At 45.2% G+C, this 20,554-nt stretch carries 17 protein-coding genes; 13 read left to right on the top strand and 4 right to left on the bottom strand.

Annotation, left to right across the window (positions count from 1 at the left end; all coding sequences use genetic code 11):
* Positions 1-30: 30 nt before the first annotated feature.
* The 6 genes from lolC (at position 31) to IX91_RS09445 (ending at position 5,779) form a co-directional block, all read left to right on the top strand.
* Positions 31-1,239: a lipoprotein-releasing ABC transporter permease subunit LolC gene (lolC, locus tag IX91_RS09470; RefSeq protein ID WP_004749312.1), complete on the top strand. Its 1,209-nt coding sequence runs from the start codon at positions 31-33 to the stop codon at positions 1,237-1,239.
* The gene (gene lolD / locus IX91_RS09465) at positions 1,232-1,918 is read left to right on the top strand and encodes a lipoprotein-releasing ABC transporter ATP-binding protein LolD (protein ID WP_004747008.1); all 687 of its coding nucleotides are present in this window, start codon (positions 1,232-1,234) and stop codon (positions 1,916-1,918) included. Before lolC ends, lolD begins: the two co-directional genes overlap by 8 nt.
* Positions 1,919-3,163, top strand: a complete 1,245-nt coding sequence (gene lolE, locus IX91_RS09460) for a lipoprotein-releasing ABC transporter permease subunit LolE (RefSeq protein ID WP_004747010.1) — start codon at positions 1,919-1,921, stop codon at positions 3,161-3,163.
* A gap of 108 nt (positions 3,164-3,271) precedes the next feature.
* Positions 3,272-4,237, top strand: a complete 966-nt coding sequence (locus IX91_RS09455; RefSeq protein WP_004747012.1) for a DUF2157 domain-containing protein — start codon at positions 3,272-3,274, stop codon at positions 4,235-4,237.
* Positions 4,234-5,277, top strand: coding sequence for a DUF4401 domain-containing protein (locus tag IX91_RS09450; protein WP_004747014.1), 1,044 nt, complete (start codon positions 4,234-4,236; stop codon positions 5,275-5,277). Before IX91_RS09455 ends, IX91_RS09450 begins: the two co-directional genes overlap by 4 nt.
* Before the next feature lie 4 nt (positions 5,278-5,281).
* On the top strand, positions 5,282-5,779 hold the full coding sequence (locus IX91_RS09445; protein WP_004747016.1) for a GDYXXLXY domain-containing protein: 498 nt from the start codon (positions 5,282-5,284) through the stop codon (positions 5,777-5,779).
* Positions 5,780-5,925: 146 nt separating this feature from the next.
* Here the strand turns inward: IX91_RS09445 and IX91_RS09440 are convergent, their stop codons facing one another.
* On the bottom strand, positions 5,926-6,456 hold the full coding sequence (locus IX91_RS09440) for a DUF2062 domain-containing protein (RefSeq protein WP_004747017.1): 531 nt from the start codon (positions 6,454-6,456) through the stop codon (positions 5,926-5,928).
* Between the two features lie 81 nt (positions 6,457-6,537).
* Here IX91_RS09440 and IX91_RS09435 point away from each other — a divergent pair, with 81 nt between their 5' ends.
* The 5 genes from IX91_RS09435 to kdsB are packed head-to-tail and all read left to right on the top strand — an operon-like array spanning position 6,538 to position 12,410.
* Entirely contained in the window at positions 6,538-8,703 is a 2,166-nt protein-coding gene (locus tag IX91_RS09435) for a DNA internalization-related competence protein ComEC/Rec2 (protein WP_236642792.1), read from the top strand.
* A 33-nt stretch (positions 8,704-8,736) separates the two neighbouring features.
* Positions 8,737-10,485, top strand: a complete 1,749-nt coding sequence (gene msbA, locus IX91_RS09430; protein WP_004747020.1) for a lipid A ABC transporter ATP-binding protein/permease MsbA — start codon at positions 8,737-8,739, stop codon at positions 10,483-10,485.
* A 2-nt stretch (positions 10,486-10,487) separates the two neighbouring features.
* Positions 10,488-11,498: a tetraacyldisaccharide 4'-kinase gene (gene lpxK, locus IX91_RS09425; protein ID WP_004747021.1), complete on the top strand. Its 1,011-nt coding sequence runs from the start codon at positions 10,488-10,490 to the stop codon at positions 11,496-11,498.
* A complete protein-coding gene (locus IX91_RS09420) occupies positions 11,479-11,658 on the top strand; it encodes a Trm112 family protein (protein ID WP_004747022.1) in 180 nt (59 codons plus the stop codon). The genes lpxK and IX91_RS09420 overlap by 20 nt, the downstream gene beginning before the upstream one ends.
* Complete coding sequence (gene kdsB, locus IX91_RS09415) at positions 11,658-12,410, top strand: 3-deoxy-manno-octulosonate cytidylyltransferase (RefSeq protein ID WP_004747024.1); 753 nt, start codon at positions 11,658-11,660, stop codon at positions 12,408-12,410. The genes IX91_RS09420 and kdsB overlap by 1 nt, the downstream gene beginning before the upstream one ends.
* A 48-nt stretch (positions 12,411-12,458) precedes the next feature.
* Here kdsB and IX91_RS09410 read toward each other — a convergent pair whose 3' ends face one another.
* The 3 genes from IX91_RS09410 to IX91_RS09400 form a co-directional block, all read right to left on the bottom strand.
* Positions 12,459-13,997 carry a SpoVR family protein gene (locus tag IX91_RS09410; protein ID WP_004747026.1) on the bottom strand — a complete coding sequence of 513 codons (1,539 nt, stop codon included), beginning with the start codon at positions 13,995-13,997 and terminating at the stop codon, positions 12,459-12,461.
* A gap of 9 nt (positions 13,998-14,006) precedes the next feature.
* Positions 14,007-15,278, bottom strand: a complete 1,272-nt coding sequence (locus tag IX91_RS09405; RefSeq protein WP_004747028.1) for a YeaH/YhbH family protein — start codon at positions 15,276-15,278, stop codon at positions 14,007-14,009.
* 116 nt (positions 15,279-15,394) lie between these two features.
* Positions 15,395-17,329 carry a PrkA family serine protein kinase gene (locus IX91_RS09400; protein WP_004747033.1) on the bottom strand — a complete coding sequence of 645 codons (1,935 nt, stop codon included), beginning with the start codon at positions 17,327-17,329 and terminating at the stop codon, positions 15,395-15,397.
* Positions 17,330-17,764: 435 nt separating this feature from the next.
* On the opposite strand from IX91_RS09400, the gene IX91_RS09395 reads away from it, so the two are divergent.
* A complete protein-coding gene (locus IX91_RS09395) occupies positions 17,765-18,457 on the top strand; it encodes a MipA/OmpV family protein (RefSeq protein ID WP_408068353.1) in 693 nt (230 codons plus the stop codon).
* 182 nt (positions 18,458-18,639) lie between these two features.
* The gene (locus IX91_RS09390; RefSeq protein WP_004749311.1) at positions 18,640-20,526 is read left to right on the top strand and encodes a methyl-accepting chemotaxis protein; all 1,887 of its coding nucleotides are present in this window, start codon (positions 18,640-18,642) and stop codon (positions 20,524-20,526) included.
* Positions 20,527-20,554 lie beyond the last annotated feature (28 nt).

The raw sequence follows: 20,554 nt of genomic DNA, 5'->3' as shown, positions 1-20,554 counted from the left end.
GGTCATCAAACCCTAATATTGGTTTCTACTATGTTTCATCCAGTCTCAACCTTCATCGGTTTGCGCTACTTACGAGGTCGCTCCGGTGATAGGTTTAGCCGCTTTGTCTCTTATATGTCGACGGCGGGCATTACGATCGGTGTAATGTCGCTTGTGACTGTGCTTTCCGTTATGAATGGATTTGAAGCGCAGCTTAAAGGGCGCATTCTTGGCGTTCTTCCCCAAGCCATCGTTTCTCAAGTTGACGGTAAAACGGAGAAAACAGAACGTGCTCCTGAATTTATCGCGCAACTTTCTTCTGCAGGGCATCCAGAGCCAATTGTGCAGAGTGAAGCCGTGATCCAAAGCCCAAGTCAACTTAACGCCGGCTTACTGATTGGTATTAAGCCTTCAGAACATGACCCTATTGAGCGTCATTTAATAGCGGGTCACTTATCTAACTTACAAGCGGGTGAGTACCAGTTGTTTATTGGTCATTCGCTCGCCCGTTCAATGGACGTATCGGTCGGTGACAAAGTCCGCTTGATGGTCACCAGTGCGAGTCAGTTTACGCCACTGGGTCGAATCCCAAGCCAGCGTTTGTTTACTGTGGCGGGTATCTACAATACAGGCTCAGATGTTGATAAACAGCTGATGATCACGCATATCTCAGACGCTGGAAAATTGATGCGTTTGAAGCCGGACACCATGACAGGGTGGCGCTTGTTTTTTAATGACCCATTTGTGGTTGGTGAACTGAGCCAAAATCCACTGCCGAATGGTTGGCAATGGCAAGATTGGCGTGATCAAAGAGGCGAGCTTTTCCAAGCGGTAAGAATGGAAAAGAACATGATGGGCTTAATGCTCGGTCTCATCGTGGGCATTGCAGCGTTCAATATCATTTCTGCGCTGATTATGGTGGTGATGGAGAAACAATCTGAAGTCGCGATCTTAAAAACTCAAGGTATGACCGACAGGCAAATTCTTTCGATCTTCATTGTTCAAGGCGCAAGTAGTGGCGTAATAGGTGCCATCATTGGTGGTGGGCTAGGTATCTTGCTCGCAAATAATATTAATCCACTACTTGAAAGTGCAGGCGTCGCGCTATTTGCTGTGGGTGGTGAGCTGCCGATATTAATCAACCCTGCTCAAATTTTTGTTGTTGTGGTATTGGCTATTGCGCTAAGCCTTGTCGCGACTTTGTTCCCTTCATACCGCGCATCATCAGTAAAACCAGCCGAGGCTTTAAGATATGAGTAGTCTTCTTCAATGTCACAACGTGTGTAAAACTTATCATGAGGGTGCATTTGATACTCAAGTTCTTAAAGGTGTGAGCTTTGATATCGAGAAGGGCGAACTAGCCTCGATTATTGGTACCTCCGGTTCTGGTAAAAGTACGCTGCTGCATATCTTGGGTGCTCTGGATGATGCGACCGAAGGCCATGTCGAGTTTTTAGGCCAAGACTTATCGAAACTGAGTTCGAACCGTCAAGCTAAGCTGCGCAATCAGCACCTAGGCTTTGTTTACCAGTTTCACCACCTCTTGTCAGATTTCAGCGCAATAGAAAATGTTGCAATGCCTTTGCTTATTGGTGGTGTCAAAGTGAACCAAGCCAAGTCGGCTGCGAAAGCACTGCTAGATAAAGTGGGGTTGAGTCACCGAATTGAGCACCGACCAGCGGAGCTTTCAGGCGGTGAGCGTCAACGTGTGGCGATTGCACGAGCATTGGTGAACAATCCCTCTCTCGTTTTGGCTGATGAACCGACTGGTAACCTGGATCATAAGACGGCATTAGCGATTTACGATCTGATGCGCGAGCTTAATCAAGAGTCTGACACCGCATTTTTGGTTGTTACCCATGATGGCGAGTTAGCGGCGAAAATGGATCGCCAGCTACATATGCAAGACGGTTTGCTACTCAACATTGAGGGGGCGTAAGTGTTTTCATCCCTGTCTCTGTTTATTGGCGGGCGATTTAGCCGAGCCAAACAACGAAATAAAATGGTTTCGTTCATTTCAATGTCTTCAACCATAGGTATTGCTGTGGGCGTGGCGATGATCATCATTGGACTGTCTGCGATGAACGGTTTCGAACGCGAGCTTAATAACCGCGTCCTATCCGTTATCTCTCACGGTGAGTTTGAAGGTGTGCGAGGACCACTGGTTGAGTGGCAAAATGTCGTGTTACAAGCCGAAAAACACCCTAAGATTGAAGCAGCGGCTCCCTATGTGAAGTTTACTGCCCTAGCTGAGAAAGGCTCGCAGCTCAAAGCCCTTGAAGTACGAGGTATTGATTCGCAACTTGAAAGCAAGGTTTCTAACTTAAGTGATTTTATTGACTCTGAGGTATGGGACGGTTTCCAAGCGGGGCAACAACAGGTAATTCTGGGTAAAGGGATTGCGGATCTACTCAAGGTAAAAAAAGGCGATTTTTTGACTTTGATGATCCCTACCTCGGGTGCGACGACAAAAGTTCAGGCGCCAAAACGTGTGCGCGTAAAAGTTGCTGGCTTACTCACTTTAAATGGTCAGATTGACCATAATTTGGCGCTTGTGCCGCTTCAAGATGCGCAGAGTTACGCAAAACTGGGCCAAGGTGTGAGTGGTGTCTCCGTGCGTGTTACCGAAGTACTTAATGCGACTCAAATTATTCGTGAAGTAGGTAACACACTGGATGTCTATGTTTACTTGCGTAGCTGGCAACAGAAATACGGCTTTCTTTACCGTGATATCCAACTGGTGAGAACCATTATGTACCTGGTGATGGTTTTGGTGATTGGTGTGGCGAGCTTTAATATCGTATCAACTCTAATGATGGCGGTAAAAGATCGTGCCGCTGAGATTGCGATTTTGCGCACGATGGGCGCGACAGATGGATTGGTCAAACGGATATTTGTTTGGCAAGGGGTATTTTCTGGTGTGCTCGGAAGCGTTGCAGGTAGCGTGTTTGGCGTTTTGATAGCGTTAAATCTTACCCCTATGATCAGTGCGCTAGAAAATCTCATTGGACATAAATTCTTGTCTGGTGATATTTATTTTGTTGATTTCCTTCCATCTCAAGTCAACCCTAGTGATGTCATTGTTGTCTCTTTGACCGCTATCACTCTGAGCCTTTTTGCTACTTGGTATCCCGCTTCTAGAGCCAGTAAGTTGAATCCAGCTGCTGTGTTAAGCTCTAAGTGATAATGAGGCAAATCCGTTTGCCTCAAATTTGATGTTTACTCAGCCAGATAGTGCCTCTGAGTATTTGGCTGAAGAGACATTGCCAATAGAGCAAAAGGAATCAAATCAATGAGAAAAGAGCTTGTTGATCTTGTTGAGAGTGGAATCGTTACTTCCGACACTATTGAACGAGCGAAGGAGCTCGCTGAAATAAAGCCTGCTCCCCAAGCTTGGGTTCACTTTTTTAATCAATTGTTTGTTTGGCTAGGTAGCTTAGCTTTCAGTCTGTCTTTGATTTTCTTTTTCGCCTACAACTGGGCCGATCTAAGTCGATTCGCCAAGTTTGCTCTTGTCGAAACTTGCTTAATAGTATCTGTTGTCGTCTATATCAAAGCTGAACAACACAAGCTGGTTGCCAATGCAGCAATGATTACTTCGTGTCTACTAGTAGGTGCCTTGCTGGCTTTATTTGGCCAAACTTACCAAACAGGTGCCGATACTTGGCAGCTTTTCACCAGCTGGTTGGTGATTACTACCCCTTGGGTTGTGGTCGCACGGTTTATCCCTGCGTGGGTACTGTGGCTTGCTTTAAGTAATATCTCGATTGCCCTCTACCTCAATACCTTTTCAGCTAATCACTTTTTGCTGTTCAGCTTCTCAGATAGTGATTCGTGGGCGCTGTTTTTGTTAAACACGGGCGCCTTGTGCGTGTGGCAATTTCTGAGCGCGTCACATGCGTGGATGCAGAGAAAATGGATGCTGCATCTACTCGGGACAGCATCTGGCCTCATTATTACCTATATCGTTTGGTCTTCTTTACTTGACTCAGGCAGCGATATTGCTATGCCGATGTTAGTTTGGGGCGCTTCACTTGCTAGCGTCTACTACTTTTATCGTAGGCGTAACTTAGACCTATTTATGCTCGCTGGTGGATGCTTGTCCCTGGTTTTGGTTACGGTCACTTTTGTCGCACAAAGAATGCGAGGAATTGATGACCTGGCTTATTTCTTAATTCTCACTGTGGTTGTGATTGGGTCTGGGCTAATCGCTGCGGTTTGGCTCAATAATGTTCAACGGGAGGAGCGACGACCATGAGTAAGCAGTTAAAAAATCAGCTGATTGATCGGGGCGTCGTATCTGAAAGTATGTTTAATGAGGCCCCCAGTGGTTTTGCTTGGCCTATCAAACTATTACTGGCGATCTCTGGCTGGCTAGGCGGACTCTGTTTACTGGGCATTTTTTTCGGCGCGTTTACTCTATTTTTCCAAAGCGCAGTGGCTTCCGCGGTAGTGGCTTTGATCATGTTTGTCGCCGCTCAGCGAATACTTTCAGCACGCAATAATGAGTTTTTGGAACACCTTGCCCTCGCGTTAAGCTTTTCGGCGCAAGTGCTATTTGTTTGGGCACTAATGCCGCTCGATCAACTGCAGGTTATCTTATTCTTGTTTGCACTGTTGCAAGCAGGACTGGCAGTCATCATGCGAAGTATGATTCATCGAGTCTGGTCTACCCTAAGTTGCTGCTTAGCTCTGTCAGCGTTACTCATTTCTTGTGGATTTTCATATTTGTTGAGTAGCATTTTGCTAGCACCTATGGTTTGGCTCTCACTTAATGAATTTCGTTTTCCGGCACTTTATCGGCTCGTATCAGGTATAAAGTACGGGTTGGTGATATCGATAGTATTGCTGATGTGTATTCAGATCTTTCGAGCGGAAGTAGAGAGTGCTCTGGTTTCAATATCGGACACCACATTTTCTTTTCCGCTCTGGGTTGCTCCCATCACCTATGTTTTGAGTATTTTTGTTACTGCGTGGTACTTATTTCACTTCCACCAAGTGCGGCTCAACTCAATTGTGGCTAAATTAGGCGGGATCTTCACTATTCTGGTGGCCGTATTAACCTGTATGGCTCCCGGTATAGGAGCGAGTTTGATGATACTCATCACTGCCTTCGCAAACAGCGACCGAGTGATGATGGGGTTGGGCGCGACAGCCTTGCTTGCGTATAGCTCGACATACTATTACATGATGGAAACGACATTGCTGTTTAAATCCGGGGTACTCATGTCAGTCTCCTTAATCATGTTATTTAGCTACTTAGTGTTCAACAAAGTGCTAAACCAAGCAAAGGGGTAGTAGTATGCGAAGAAATATCTATATCGTTACGCTTGTTTTAGCGTTAACCGCCATCAATTGGTCCATTTATCAAAAAGAGCAGCTTTTGGAGAATGGGCAGGTTGTTCTACTCAAGCTAGCCCCAGTAGATCCTCGTTCTTTGATGCAGGGTGACTACATGACACTCAATTTTGAGCTAGGTGAAGATGTCATCCGTGAATTAGCTGACAAGGGAATGAGAGACAGGTACAGTGCTGCGGTTGATGGCTTTGTGAACATCGAACTCGATAGCAATCGTGTCGCGCAGTTTGTGTCGACCTCGACAGAGCGTTCGCCTAGTTCTGAAATCGCGTTGCAGTTTAGACTAAGGTCGGGGCAAGTTAAATTCGCTACCAACGCGTATTTCTTTCAAGAAGGGAAAGCTGACGAGTTAAATGCTGCTCAATATGGGGAGTTCAGAGTAGCAGAGAGTGGGGAATTAATACTCTCAGCCCTACGGGATGCTAAGTTTAATCCGTTATAAAACAAACCATTGTGATTAACAAAAAGGGAAAAGCCTTAGCTTTTCCCTTTTTGGTTTAATTCTGGTGGTTAACCTCGCATGTCACACTCTCGTTTCATAACTTTTCAAGCAGATATTAACTGAGCCGAAAGTGTGCGTGCTGGTGTTTACTTCTTGAGTAGGTTGCCTATTCTGATTTTTCTTTGTTGCCAACTTCGTACTACAGAATAACGCCACAGAGCCCTGATTCCAAAATACCCGATCATTGCTGACAAAACGCCACAGATTAGGCAACCGAGTAGGAATGGAGGACCTATAGTACTCATTTGATGCAGAATGAACTCCCAAGAAAGCTCAAAGTGGAAGTGCTGAGGAGGAACATGCATGGCCCAAGCACCAACTTTGTACGCAAAGTAAAACAGCACTGGCATGGTGACAGGGTTGCTCACCCAAACAAGTGCAACAGAGAGTGGTAGGTTAACACCGCAGGCGATAGCGAGCCCAGCGGCCATAATCATCTGGCTTGGAAGGGGAACGAAAGCCATAAATAAACCGACGGCGAAGGCACCAGATGCGGAGCGACGGTTAAGGCACCATAGGTTTGGGTTATACAGCACATTGCCAAAAATCTTTAGTGCCTTTTGACGTTTAATTACTTCGTGGTCAGGCATAAAGCGCTTAATAAATTTTCTTGGCATAGGGAAATGACTCTCTACTTACATTACTGGACGCTAATTTCTTTCTCTTTGCTGATCACAACTAGTCCGTATTGGCCGATAATGCCGAAATTAGATTATTTGCCTTTAGCTTTGGCTGTACTGGTTGTTTCAACCAAGTATAGGAGAGCAAGAGGCTGTCTGGGACTAGCTTTAGCGTGTGTTGTCATCCTGATGCACGGCAACTTATTGCGATATCAAACAGAAGCACTTTTTCAAGCTGGTCAGGATATTACCATAATCGCTGACGTTGACAGCCTTTTTAAACCAATAAATTTTGGCTTTCAAGGTATTGTTGTAGTCAGATCAATCAATGGTGAAGCCTTGACCACTTTTCACCAACCTAAACTGCGTTTAACCAGTCCAATCTCTTTGAATCCGGGTGACCAAGTGACGGCAAGTGTCTCGGTGAAACCGATTTATGGTTTGATGAATGGTGTTGGGTACGATGCTGAGCAGCATGCACTTATCCAAGGAGTTGTAGGCACTGGCTCAGTCGATAGAAAGAAAAGCTTCTCTATAACTAGTCAGCCTTCGCTTCGAACGCGGCTGATTGAATCAGTTAAAGAGAAAACACAGTTACTCGAACATCAAGCGATGATAATGGCTCTTATGTTTGGTATGCGTGAAGGGCTTACTCAGCAACATTGGGAATTGCTTAAAAGTAGCGGTCTTAGCCACCTTATTGCGATATCTGGCCTGCACGTCGGAATTGCATTTGCTATCGGTTGGTTTATTGGATTTAGCCTACTTAAGCTCCATGTCTTATTTTTGCACGCTCCTGTTTTGTTGGGTTTAGCCTTTGCTATTGGCTATGCGTGGCTCGCTGGTTTTTCTATCCCAACGGAGCGAGCGGTCACTATGTGTTTGCTGTTGTGTATTTTAATGCCGCTTGCAGGTCAGCTCCCCAACTCGTTTAAGTGGCTGCTTGTTTTAAGTCTGCTGCTTTTTCTTGATCCTTTTTCTGCTATTTCTCCTAGCCTTTGGATGTCGATGGTCGCGGTTGGGGTGATTTTCCTTTACCAAGTCAGTGGGAAAACACGCGGCAATCTGGTTGTGCAGGCAGTAAAAATTCAGCTTTTTCTGGTGGTTTTGATGGCTCCCATCGTTATGTATCTGTTTCATGGTGTGAGCCTGGGAGCTATTGCCTACAACCTTGTGTTTGTTCCTTGGTTTACTGTTTTAGTCATACCGCTCGTCTTTTTCTCCTTTGCTAGCCACCTTATATTTCCTTGGTTTGAATTCCCTTGGGAGTTGCTAGAGCTTAGTTTAGAGCCAGTGAATTGGGCGATGGAATATTCTCTCTGGACTTGGTTTGATGTTTCGAGACAAACACAGTTATGGCTTCTTTGCATCTTAGCAGCGCTGACGATAAGTCGCTTGCTATCGAGGCGAATCATTACCTTGCTGATGCTTAGTACAGGCCTAAGCCTAGTAGAGTGGCGGGACTCGCCATTGTGGCAAATTGTGGTACTAGATGTTGGTCATGGCTTATCTATCCTTGTTCAGCAACAGAATAGGGCACTTGTTTACGATACCGGTGCCGCTTGGCAAACCTCTAGTATGGCTGAACAGGTTGTGACGCCATTAATGATCTCAAGGGGCATCACCCGACTAGACTATCTGGCTATCAGCCACTTCGACAATGATCATTCGGGAGGTTTGCAAGCAATTAAGCAGCAGTGGAGTCCAAGCAAGATACTGACTAGTCAATCAGGGGAGTCTTTTGAACCGTGTGTAGTAGGGCGTTCTTGGCAATGGGGAAACATCATCATTGAGTCATTATGGCCACCCAAATTGACCAGAAGAGCCTATAACCCTCACTCATGTGTGTTTAAACTCCAACACCAAGAGAGTTCAACAACGCTGCTGTTGGCGGGAGATATTGAATCTATCGCGGAATGGATCTTGGTTAGGGAGGGTGAAAAACTAGATTCGGATATCTTGATCGTTCCCCATCACGGCAGTAAAACTTCATCAATTCCTGCATTTATTGCAGCGGTTAGGCCTGAAGTCGCAGTTGCTTCTCTGGCTAAGGGCGGACGATGGAAGTTGCCTGATGAAAAGGTGGTTAAGAGATACGAAAAAGCAGGTGCGAAATGGTTGGATACCGGGCATTCTGGTCAAGTGTTGTTCGATGTTTATCCGCAAAGTTATCAGGTTAGTGCGCTAAGGACGCGCAAAGGTAAGACTTGGTATAGGCAGATGCTACGTAACGGAGTAGAATAGCCGCAATATTGTAAAAGAAAAATAAGCAACTCTATGTCTCTGAATCAAGACGAAACCACGTGGCAAACCTTTCAACGCCTGTGGATTTATATTCGACAGTACAAAGCGGGCCTTGCTGTAGCTGTTGTTGCTCTCATTATTAATGCTGCTGCTGACACTTACATGATGTCGTTGGTCAAACCCTTGCTTGATGAAGGTTTTGGCGATGCAGAATCTAACTTCCTAAGAATTCTCCCTTTTATTATTTTCGGTATGATGGTGGTGCGAGGCCTGAGTGGGTTCGTTTCAACATACTGTTTAAGCTGGGTTTCCGGCAACGTGGTTATGGAGATGAGACGCTCTATCTTTAACCAATTCATGCATATGCCAGTTTCTTACTTTGATAAAGAATCCGCTGGTGGTCTGCTATCTCGCATTACCTATGACTCTGAACAAGTTGCGGGGGCAACGAGTCGAGCATTGGTGAGTATTGTACGTGAAGGTGCCAGTATTATTGGCTTGCTTATCCTTATGTTCTGGAACAGTTGGCAGCTATCACTGGTATTGATTGTTGTTGCTCCGATCGTGGCATGGGGAATCGGTTTTGTTTCGAAACGCTTCCGTAAAATCTCCAAAAACATGCAGGAAACTATGGGGCATGTCACCTCGTCTGCAGAGCAGATGCTAAAAGGCCATAAAGTGGTTTTGAGCTACGGTGGACAACATGTCGAAAGCGAGCGTTTTGATTCAGTGAGCAATCAGATGCGTCAGCAATCGATGAAAATGGTGGCGGCTCAAGCTATTGCTAACCCGGTGATTCAAGTGATCGCATCTATCGCCTTGGTTGTGGTTTTGTTCTTAGCGAGTGTCGATTCAATCCGTTCGGAACTTACACCAGGTACTTTTACTGTCGTGTTTTCTGCCATGTTTGCTCTAATGCGACCGCTTAAAGCGTTGACCAATGTTACCTCTGATTTCCAACGTGGCATGGCAGCAAGCCAAACTTTGTTTGCTTTGATGGATCTAGAAACCGAGCAAGACAACGGTAAGTACCAAACTGAGAAAGTACGTGGTGATATTGAAGTGAAAGAAGTGACCTTTACCTATGAAGGTAAAGAAAAGCCAGCACTGAATAATGTCAGCTTTAAAATTCCGAAAGGCAAAACCATTGCGCTTGTGGGTCGTTCCGGTTCGGGTAAGAGCACCATTGCTAACCTATTTACCCGTTTCTACGATGTAGATGCAGGCAATATATGTCTTGATGAGCATGACATCCGTGATTACACCTTAAGTAATTTACGTTCACATTTCGCTTTAGTATCGCAAAACGTTCACTTATTTAACGACACAATCGCCAACAATATTGCTTATGCTGCAACTGAGCAATACAGTCGTGAGCAAATCGAAGAAGCTGCGCGTTTAGCTTATGCCATGGACTTCATTGAGAAGATGGATGATGGCTTAGATACGGTTATTGGTGAAAACGGCGCAAGTCTGTCTGGTGGTCAGCGTCAGCGTATCGCAATTGCACGCGCACTATTACGTGATGCACCTGTACTGATTCTCGATGAGGCGACATCCGCACTTGATACCGAGTCGGAAAAGGCAATTCAGTCGGCGCTGGACGAACTGCAAAAGAACAAAACAGTATTGGTCATTGCACACCGTCTTTCTACAATTGAAAATGCCGATGAAATTTTGGTTGTGGATGAAGGTGAGATTGTCGAACGTGGTAATCACAGTGAGTTGATTGAGAAAGATGGCGCTTACGCTCAGCTTCATCGAATTCAATTCGGTGCCTAGCTTTGATTGAAAAGATCTGGTTTGAGAATCATCCACTAAAATATTTATTGTGGCCGCTATTGTGGCCACTCAGTGTTCTGTTTGGATTGATCAGTCGTTCTCGCCGTAACAAGTATCAAACAGGTAAAAGCGTAAGCTATCGTGCTTCCGTGCCTGTCATCGTGGTGGGGAACATTACCGCTGGTGGTAATGGTAAGACGCCAGTAGTCATTTGGTTGGTTGAGCAACTCCAAGCACTTGGTTATAAGCCTGGGGTGGTGTCACGTGGTTATGGGGCGAAAGCGCCGCATTATCCGCTCTTAGTGGACAATGAAACGTCAACTAAGCACTGTGGCGATGAGCCTAAGCTCATCTTTAAACGCACAAGCGCGCCAGTAGCCGTTTCACCAGTTAGAAGTGAAGCTGTAAAGGCTTTGCTACCGCTAGGTGTTGATATCGTTATTACCGATGATGGTCTTCAACATTATGCACTACAGCGTGATATAGAGATTGTCGTGGTTGATGGCGTGAGACGTTTTGGTAGTGAGTCCCTGATTCCGTTGGGCCCGTTACGCGAGTCTACTAAGAGGTTAACTGAGGTAGATTTTATCATTACCAATGGTGGTCAAGCGTTACAAAATGAAGCGGCTATGGTGTTAAAGCCGACTCAAGCGGTCAACATGAAAACGGGTCAACGTTCGAGTGTCACGGAGCTGAAAGATAATCTCGTCGCGATGGCGGGGATCGGCCACCCTCCACGATTCTTTAAGACACTTGAACAGTTAGGTGCAAAGCCTTCTTATCAACAAGGCTTTGCCGATCATAAAGATTTTGAACTGTCTGATTTAGAGGCGCTCGCTGCCAAAGGCGAACACTTGATTATGACAGAAAAAGACGCGGTAAAATGCGCGCAGTATGCGAAAGAGAACTGGTGGTATTTACCTGTCAGTGCCGAGTTTGAAGCTGCAGATAAAGCGCGCATCTTAAATAAGATTAAAGAGGTTAAGGAACAGTATGGATCATCGTCTGCTTGAGATTGTTGCATGTCCAGTATGTAAGGGAAAACTAACGTTCGATAAGGATAAGCAAGAGCTAGTGTGTAAACTAGACCGTCTTGCATATCCTATCAAAGAAGGTATTCCGGTGCTTCTAGAACCTGAAGCGCGCAAAGTTAGTATGGACGAGGGCAGATAATGTCGTTTACGGTTGTTATCCCCGCGCGTTATCAGTCAACTCGTTTACCTGGTAAGCCGCTGGCGGACATCTGTGGTAAGCCTATGATTCAATGGGTTTATGAACAGGCAATCCAAGCGGGTGCTGATAAGGTAATCGTTGCAACTGATGATAGCCGAGTAGAGCAAGCGATTGAAGCTTTTGGTGGGCAAGTTTGTATGACTTCTCCAAACCATGAATCAGGCACTGAGCGCCTTGCTGAAGTGGTTGAGAAAATGGCTATCCCAGACGATCATATCATCGTCAATGTTCAGGGGGATGAACCCTTGATTCCACCTTCTATCATTACTCAAGTTGCAGAGAACTTGGCGAATAGCCAAGCACCTATGTCCACGTTGGCAGTTGAGATCAGTGATGAAGCGGAAGTCTTTAACCCGAATGCGGTTAAGGTGCTGACGGATAAAGATGGTTATGCGATGTATTTTAGCCGCGCAACGATTCCTTGGGATCGTGACAGCTTCGCGGACGATGCCAAAATCATTAAACAACCACTGATGCGCCATATCGGTATTTATGCTTATCGCGCAGGGTTTATAAACACCTATATCAACTGGGAGCCAACAGCGCTTGAAAAGATAGAGTGTTTAGAGCAGCTACGTGTGCTTTGGTATGGGGAAAAGATCCATGTTGAAGTAGCTAAGGAAGCACCAGCTGCAGGTGTCGATACGCCAGAGGACCTAGAAGTGGTTCGAAGTATTATCGCTAAACAATAAGATAGAGCGTAAAAAAGGCCCCTCGGGGCCTTTTGTCATTGTTGAGTTTTATATTTTGCCATCATAGTCGTTTCGTTTAGGACAAGTACCGAGAATCTCTCGGCGACCGCTGTCTTTCACTTCTTCAAGAATGACGTCAAATCCCCATAAACGATAAAGGTGTTTGAGAACTTCGTCGTAGCCCTCATCAAGCGGAATACGGTCATGTGGTACGTATTGTAGTGTGAGCGAGCGATCGCCACGCACGTCAACGTTAAACACTTGGATGTTTGGCTCTAAGTTACTCAAGTTATATTGCGCCGCAAGTTTTTCCCTGATTGCGCGATAGCCACTATCATCGTGAATGGCACTTACCTCGATGTAGTTTTTACGGTCGTCGTCGACGATGGCAAACAGTTTGAAGTCGCGCATTAGCTTAGGCGACAAGTACTGGCTGATAAAGCTCTCGTCTTTGAAGTTCTGCATAGCGAAATGCACCGCTTCAAGCCAGTCTGTTCCGGCTAAGTCTGGGAACCATTCTTTGTCCTCGTCAGTTGGTTCTTCACAGATACGTCGAATATCGCGGAACATGGCAAAGCCTAATGCGTAGGGGTTAATACCGCTGAAGTAAGGGCTGTTGTAGGCCGGTTGCGCAACGACGCCAGTATGACTGTGGAGAAACTCTAAGATGAATCTATCCGTTACTAAGCCTTCATCGTACAAGTGATTGAGAATGGTGTAGTGCCAGAAAGTTGCCCAACCTTCGTTCATTACCTGAGTCTGTTTCTGTGGATAGAAGTACTGGCTGATCTTACGTACGATACGCACGATTTCTCTTTGCCACGATTCAAGTAAAGGTGCGTGTTTTTCTATGAAGTAGAGGATATTTTCCTGTGGTTCAGTCGGAAAACGTATTTTTTGGCTTTCAGGTTCTACGGTGGATTTCGGAACCGTGCGCCATAAGTCATTAACCTGCGACTGAAGGTAAGCTTCACGTTCTTCTTGACGAGACTTCTCTTCAGCAATCGAGATCTTTTCTGGTCGTTTATAGCGGTCGACACCAAAGTTCATTAACGCATGGCAGGAGTCGAGTAGATCTTCAACCTCTTGAACACCGTATTTTTGCTCACACTCCGCAATGTAGTTTTTAGCAAACAATAGATAATCAATGATTGAACTTGCATCGGTCCAAGTCTGGAATAAGTAGTTGCCTTTGAAAAATGAGTTGTGACCGTAGCAAGCATGGGCCATGACTAAGGCTTGCATCGTAACGGTATTCTCTTCCATTAAGTAGGCGATACATGGGTTTGAGTTGATGACGATTTCATACGCCAAACCCATTTGACCATGTTTGTAGCCTTGTTCCGTTTGAATAAACTTCTTACCAAATGACCAATGATTGTAATTGATAGGCATACCAATACTTGAATAGGCGTCCATCATTTGCTCAGAAGTAATGACTTCAATTTGGTTAGGATAAGCATCAAGCTTATAGTGATCAGCAACGCGTTTTATTTCAGTGTGGTATTGGTCAAGCAGATCGAATGTCCAATCAGGTCCATCTGGCAGCGCCTTACTCTTTGTTGGCTTTTTCGTTTTCGTTGTCATACAGCCTCCCTAAGCAGTCTCTTTTTTGAAAAGCTCTCTAAAGACAGGGAAGATATCCTCAACGCTGCGAATGTTTTTCATCGCAAAGTTAGGGAATGCTCCCTCAAGCTTTTCGTACTCATGCCACAAGGTTTGATGAGAGCGGCGAGTGATTTCGATGTATGAGTAGTATTGGCAGTTTGGCAGTAAGTTTTTGGTGAGAAGCTCACGGCATCGCGGTGAATCGTCTGCCCAGTTATCACCGTCTGAGGCTTGAGCTGCGTAGATATTCCACTCTCCAACAGGGTAGCGGTCTGCAACAATTTCGTTCATTAGTTTTAGCGCACTTGAAACTATGGTTCCCCCTGTCTCTTGCGAGTAGAAAAACTCATGTTCATCGACTTCTTTTGCTTGGGTATGGTGACGAATGAACACTACTTCTACGTTCTCGTAGGTGCGAGTTAGGAATAGGTAAAGAAGCACGTAAAAGCGCTTGGCGATGTCTTTGGTTGCCTGGTCCATAGAGCCAGACACATCCATAAGACAGAACATAACCGCTTGGCTAGATGGCACTGGGCGGCGCTCATAGTTCTTGAATCGTAAATCGAAGGTATCAATGAATGGAACAGTATCTAACTTACGACGCAGAGCTTTTATCTCTTCTTGAAGACGCTTCTCTTCGAGCATTTGTGCTGGCTCAGACATTTTAACGCGATCGAGCTCTTCTTCGAGTTCACGCAACATGCGCTTTTTGCCTGCCGTCATTGCGGTTCGACGCGCAAGTGACTGTTGAAGCGATTTCACTATCGCGATATTTGCTGGCACCCCCGCGGTTTGATAGCCGGCGCGATGGGTTTTCCATTCGGTAATTTTGGCGATTTGGTTTTTTTCTAAATTAGGCAACTCAAGATCTTCAAACAGAATGTCTAAGTACTCGTCTTTAGAAATCTGGAATACAAAATCGTCTTGGCCTTCGCCGTCAGCACTGGCTTCGCCCTCGCCAGAACCTCCGCCTTGTCCACCACCTTTAGGTCGTTCGATTTTGTCTCCGGTAATGAACTGGTCATTGCCTGGATGGACACGCTCTTTTAAGCCACCTTTGCCTTGATGAAAGACGGGCTCTTTGATGTCTTTATGCGGAATGGATACGTCTTCACCGGTTTCAGTGTTGGTGATTGAACGGCGATTTACCGCATCCGCCACAGATTCTTTAATCTGCTCTTTATGGCGGCGTAAAAAGCGCTGACGGTTTACCGCACTTTTATTTTTGCCGTTCAGTCGTCGGTCAATAAATTGCGCCATGAGTCACCCCTTATCTCTTATGCACCTGCCGTTACATGTCGACAGACACTTATTCATCCAATCTCCTACCAGAGCGTTATACTCTGGTAGGGATTTCATGGGCTAAAACACTGCTATTACGAAGATTTACGAACGCGTAGATACCATTCAGATAGCAAGCGTACTTGTTTCTCTGTGTAGCCTTTTTCCATCATACGAGCGACGAAGTCATCGTGTTTCTTCTGATCTTCAGAAGAGGTTTTAGTGTTGAAGGAGATAACTGGTAGCAACTCTTCTGTATTTGAGAACATTTTCTTCTCAATCACAGTGCGCAGTTTTTCGTAGCTTGTCCAAACTGGGTTCGTACCATTGTTGTTGGCGCGAGCACGAAGCACAAAGTTAACGATTTCATTACGGAAATCTTTCGGGTTGCTTATACCGGCTGTTTTTTCGATTTTTTCTAGTTCATTGTTTAATGCAGAGCGGTCGAATAGCTGACCAGTTTCTGGATCGCGGTATTCTTGGTCTTGAATCCAGAAATCTGCGTAGGTTACATAGCGGTCAAAGATATTTTGACCGTACTCGGAGTAGGACTCTAAGTACGCAGTCTGGATCTCTTTACCGATAAACTCGACGTAGCGTGGCACTAGATATCCTTTCAAGAACTCTAGATACTTCTCTGCTGTTTCTTGAGGGAATTGCTCACGTTCGATCTGCTGCTCGATAACATAGAACAGGTGAACAGGGTTTGCTGCTACCTCTGTCTGATCGAAGTTGAATACGCGCGATAGAATCTTGAACGCGAAACGGGTTGAAAGACCTGACATGCCTTCATCGACTCCCGCAAAGTCACGATACTCTTGATAGCTCTTCGCTTTAGGATCTGTGTCTTTGAGCGTTTCACCATCGTAGACTCTCATCTTGGAGAAGATCGATGAGTTCTCTGGCTCTTTAAGTCGAGACAGAATACTGAACTGTGAAAGTAGCTCAAGCGTGCTTGGTGAACATGGCGCTTTCGATAGTTCTGAATGGTCGAGCAGTTTTTGGTAGATCTTTACTTCTTCCGCAACGCGTAGACAGTATGGCACTTTGACTATGTAGACACGGTCAAGGAATGCCTCGTTGTTTTTGTTGTTGCGGAATGTTTGCCATTCTGATTCATTCGAGTGGGCGAGAATCATGCCATCAAATGGTAGGGCTGATAGGCCTTCGGTACCATTGTAGTTACCCTCTTGGGTTGCAGTAAGTAGCGGGTGAAGCACCTTGATTGGCGCTTTAAACATCTCGACGAATTCCATCAAGCCTTGGTTTGCTCGACATAGTGCGCCTGAGTAACTGTATGCATCAGGATCGTCTTGCGAGAAATGCTCAAGTTGTCGAATGTCGACTTTACCAACCAACGACGAAATGTCTTGGTTGTTTTCATCACCTGGCTCAGTTTTAGCAATCGCTAGCTGGTCTAGAATGGAAGGTCTAACTTTAACAACTTTGAATTTTGAAATGTCGCCACCGAACTCATGGAGTCGTTTTGCCGCCCATGGGGACATAATCGAACGCAAGTAACGTTTTTCTATGCCGTACTCTTGTTTAAGTAGCTCACCATCTTCACTGACATCAAACAGACAGAATGGGTGATCATTAACAGGGCTGCGTTCACCGTTAGCGGAAAGCACATAAATTGGAACTTGTTGCATCAACGCTTTTAGTTTTTCGGCTAAAGACGATTTACCGCCACCTACCGGACCAAGTAGATAAAGAATCTGCTTGCGTTCTTCAAGCCCTTGGGCCGCATGTTTGAGGTAGGAAACAATCTGCTCGATGGCATCTTCCATACCGTAGAAGTCTTTAAATGTGTCGTATCGAGAAATCACGCGGTTGGAGAAAATACGACTCAGTTGTGGGTCTTGCGCTGTATCAATGACCTCTGGCTCGCCAATTGCCATTAATAGTCGCTCAGCTGCGTTGGCATAAGCGCTTTTGTCATCCTTACATAGAGCTAAAAACTCTTGCAGTGATAACTCCTCATCCTTTGAGGCTTCGTAGCGCGCTTGGAAATGGTCGAAAATACTCATAATGAATTCCCCTCTGAACCTGTCAAACTGACAATAAACCCGCATAGAAAAGCAAATCCTTTCTTACTTAAGATTAGTTGGTTTTTAGAATTTTGCTTAAAAAATATGTGTTTAATTACAATTTGTGACCAAGAGCTAGTTGTCAGACCACACTCAGTTGTAACGTGCAGAATCAGGCATTTGTGGCAGTTATTATTGAGTGTCTTGTGCGATCGTGTGCTTATGCAAATTAATCGTTTTGCTAGCTTAAGTAATACTAGTCAGTTGTTGTTAAGGTTGGTGTAATTATTGCTGTGAATATGAGTTGTTGCGTAAATGTATGGCGTTCCATATAATTGCGCCGTTATTCACTCAAGTTATGTATTAGGTGTTGTTTTGAAATCACTCTGGCAAAGGTTACTTCCCGCTGCGATCTTATTGGTTGCCCCACAGGCTATGGCAAAAATTTCCCAGTGGTCAATTGGTGCCGCTGCTTCATACTCGCCGGCTGTCTATAAAGACACGCCATCGAATGAAACCATTATTCCCCTTGTTGGCTATGAAGGTGAGCATCTATTCTTACGTGGCTTTACTGCCGGATATCGCTTATACCCACTTGGTTCACCGCAAAACATTATCTTTAGGGCTGCATATGATCCTCGTACGTTAAAACCTGGGGATTCAACTAACCCTGATATTAGATTGATGGATGAACGACAAGCGACTGTGCTGGGTGGGGTAACCTACCAAGTAATCACTTTAGTTGGTTTGTTTGAAGCGACGGCAGGCAGTGACATCTTACATCGTCATAGCGGCATTTATGCAGAGGCCGTTTGGCGGTTACCGATTCGAAGAAACGGCTGGGGCATCACACCTTCAATGGGCTTTGCATACAACAGCGAGCGATTGAACAATCATTTATACGGAGTGAGCTCTGAAGAAGCGGCGCGCTCTAACTTCGACGAATTCGATGCAGACTGGGACGGGCAGTTTTTCATTGGCGCTTCTGGTTATATGCATATCACACCTAAAATACGCGTTACTGGAGGAGTGCGATACACCAATATTGAAGGTGGAATTGAAGACAGCCCGTTAATAGAAAGTGGCGTTACGACTTCAGCAAACCTTGGTGTTGCCTATGTGTTTTAAACTCTTCGTAGTAAATCGAATCAGCTAGCGAAGTCGTCAAAGCATGCTTTGGAGTGCTGTTATCGCTATCGATAGAAATTTGTTAACTTTCGAGCTGGATCATTATTTATTTCTATCCTCAAAATATAATGGTTGCGACTCATAGAAGTTCAATACATAAATAAAACAAAAGCGAATAAAGCATGCTAAAAAAACTATCACTCAAAAATAAGCTCGCAATTTCGGCGAGTGTTGCCATAGTCATCGGGGGACTTTTGGTTGAGGGACTTTCATTCCGAGCTTCACTAGAAAGATTAAATGTTGAAGTGGAACAACGCTTAGAGAGTACGGCCTCCTCATATAATCAGTATGTTTCCGATTGGATTTTGTCAAAAGAGAGAGCACTCACTTCGCTATCTCAAGAATCTAAGAAGGAAGATATTGTTACTCACCTCAAGCAAGTTAAAAACTCAGGAAACTTCGACAATATTTTTCTCGCTTACCCAGATGGTGGGCAAGATAATGCCAATGGTGTAGTTTTGCCTCCGGGTAACGATGACCCGAGAGAGTGGGGTTGGTATAAAAATGCAGTCAAACAACCTAGCAAAGTCTTTATGGACAACCCGACCGTTGCCGCAGCAACAGGCGCAAACGTTGTTTCATTGGGTAAGGCTCTAGAATTGCATGGGCAGCAAGTAGTGCTTGGTGCGGACGTTGAGATTACCGATATCTTAAGTGGGATGGAGAAAGTTATTCTTCCTGGTGAAGGCTACATGTTCATTGCTAACGACAAAGGAAATGTCTTTGCCCACCAAGATACGAAGTTACTTAACAAGTCACTGCTGGAACTGGGTTTAAATGAGAGCTCAATTAAGGAGGCGGTAAATTCTGGCCACGATATCTATGTAGATGTGCTAGGAAAAGAGTCTGTTATCTATGCGAAGTCTATTGATAACAGCGGATTAACCACTGTTATTGTTGTTGACTATGACTCATTAGTTTCACCGTTGTTTAGTGCGGTCTGGGGACAGTTACTTGTCACCGGTATTGTTGTGGTTATCTGTACTATTCTGTTTAACCTTCTTTGTAACATGCTTTTCCGTCCGTTGAACAATGTATCTAACGCGTTAGAGCAGATTGCGAATGGCAGCGGTGACTTAACTCAGCGTATTAAAGTCGAGTCCCACGATGAAGTAGGCAAATTAGCCCATAACTTCAATACTTTTGTTGGCAGCTTGCAGCAACTGATAGGACATATAAGGGAACAGTCTTCGCAGCTTACACACCAGTCAGAGTCCAGTGCTCGTAGAGCTCAGAGTGCGGTGGATGAAATCCATCACCAGCAACAAGAGATTACTATGGTTGCGACCGCAGTTACTGAATTAGCGAGTGCGACGCAAGAGATTGCGTCTCACGCGGAGCAAACGGCGCAAGCTGCTCAAGAATCTACAGCGAGTACGGAAAATGGTCATGAGTTGGTTGAAAACACGAAGGGTTCAATCAACAAACTTGCTAACGAACTACAAAGTGCCAGTGATATTGTTGGTGAGCTAGAACGTCACGGTCAAGAGATCTCGACCGTACTCGCCACCATTCAAGGTATCGCTGAACAAACCAACTTACTTGCACTAAATGCTGCGATTGAAGCGGCACGTGCGGGTGAGCAAGGAAGAGGTTTTGCTGTGGTAGCGGACGAAGTTCGCGTCCTTTCGCAACGAACTCATTCTTCGACAGAAGAGATTAAAAACACGATTACTGTGCTGCAAGAAACAACTGGCAGAGCAGTCTCAATCATGCATAGCAGTGCTGGTTTGGCAGGGTTGTCAGTACAAGATGCTGACCGAGCTGCGAATGCGCTTGGCGAGATAAATCAAGCGGTGACATTAATCAGCGATATGGCAACTCAAATCGCCACTGCGGCTGAAGAGCAAACGCATGTGACCAGTGAAATCACTCAAAACATTACGTCAATAAAAGATGTGGCTGATCAATTGGTGGTTGGCGTCAATCAAAGTTCAGAGGAGTCTTACCAAGTTAAGAGCCAGGCTGATGAGTTAAGTGCGAAAGTTGCTACATTTAAGTTGTCATAAAGACAGACGCAAAGAAAAAGGGACCGCT

This window comes from Vibrio tubiashii ATCC 19109 (assembly GCF_000772105.1).
GTDB lineage: Bacteria > Pseudomonadota > Gammaproteobacteria > Enterobacterales > Vibrionaceae > Vibrio > Vibrio tubiashii.
Note: the sequence above shows the minus strand (reverse complement) of the source record. Positions and strands in the feature narration are given on the sequence as shown.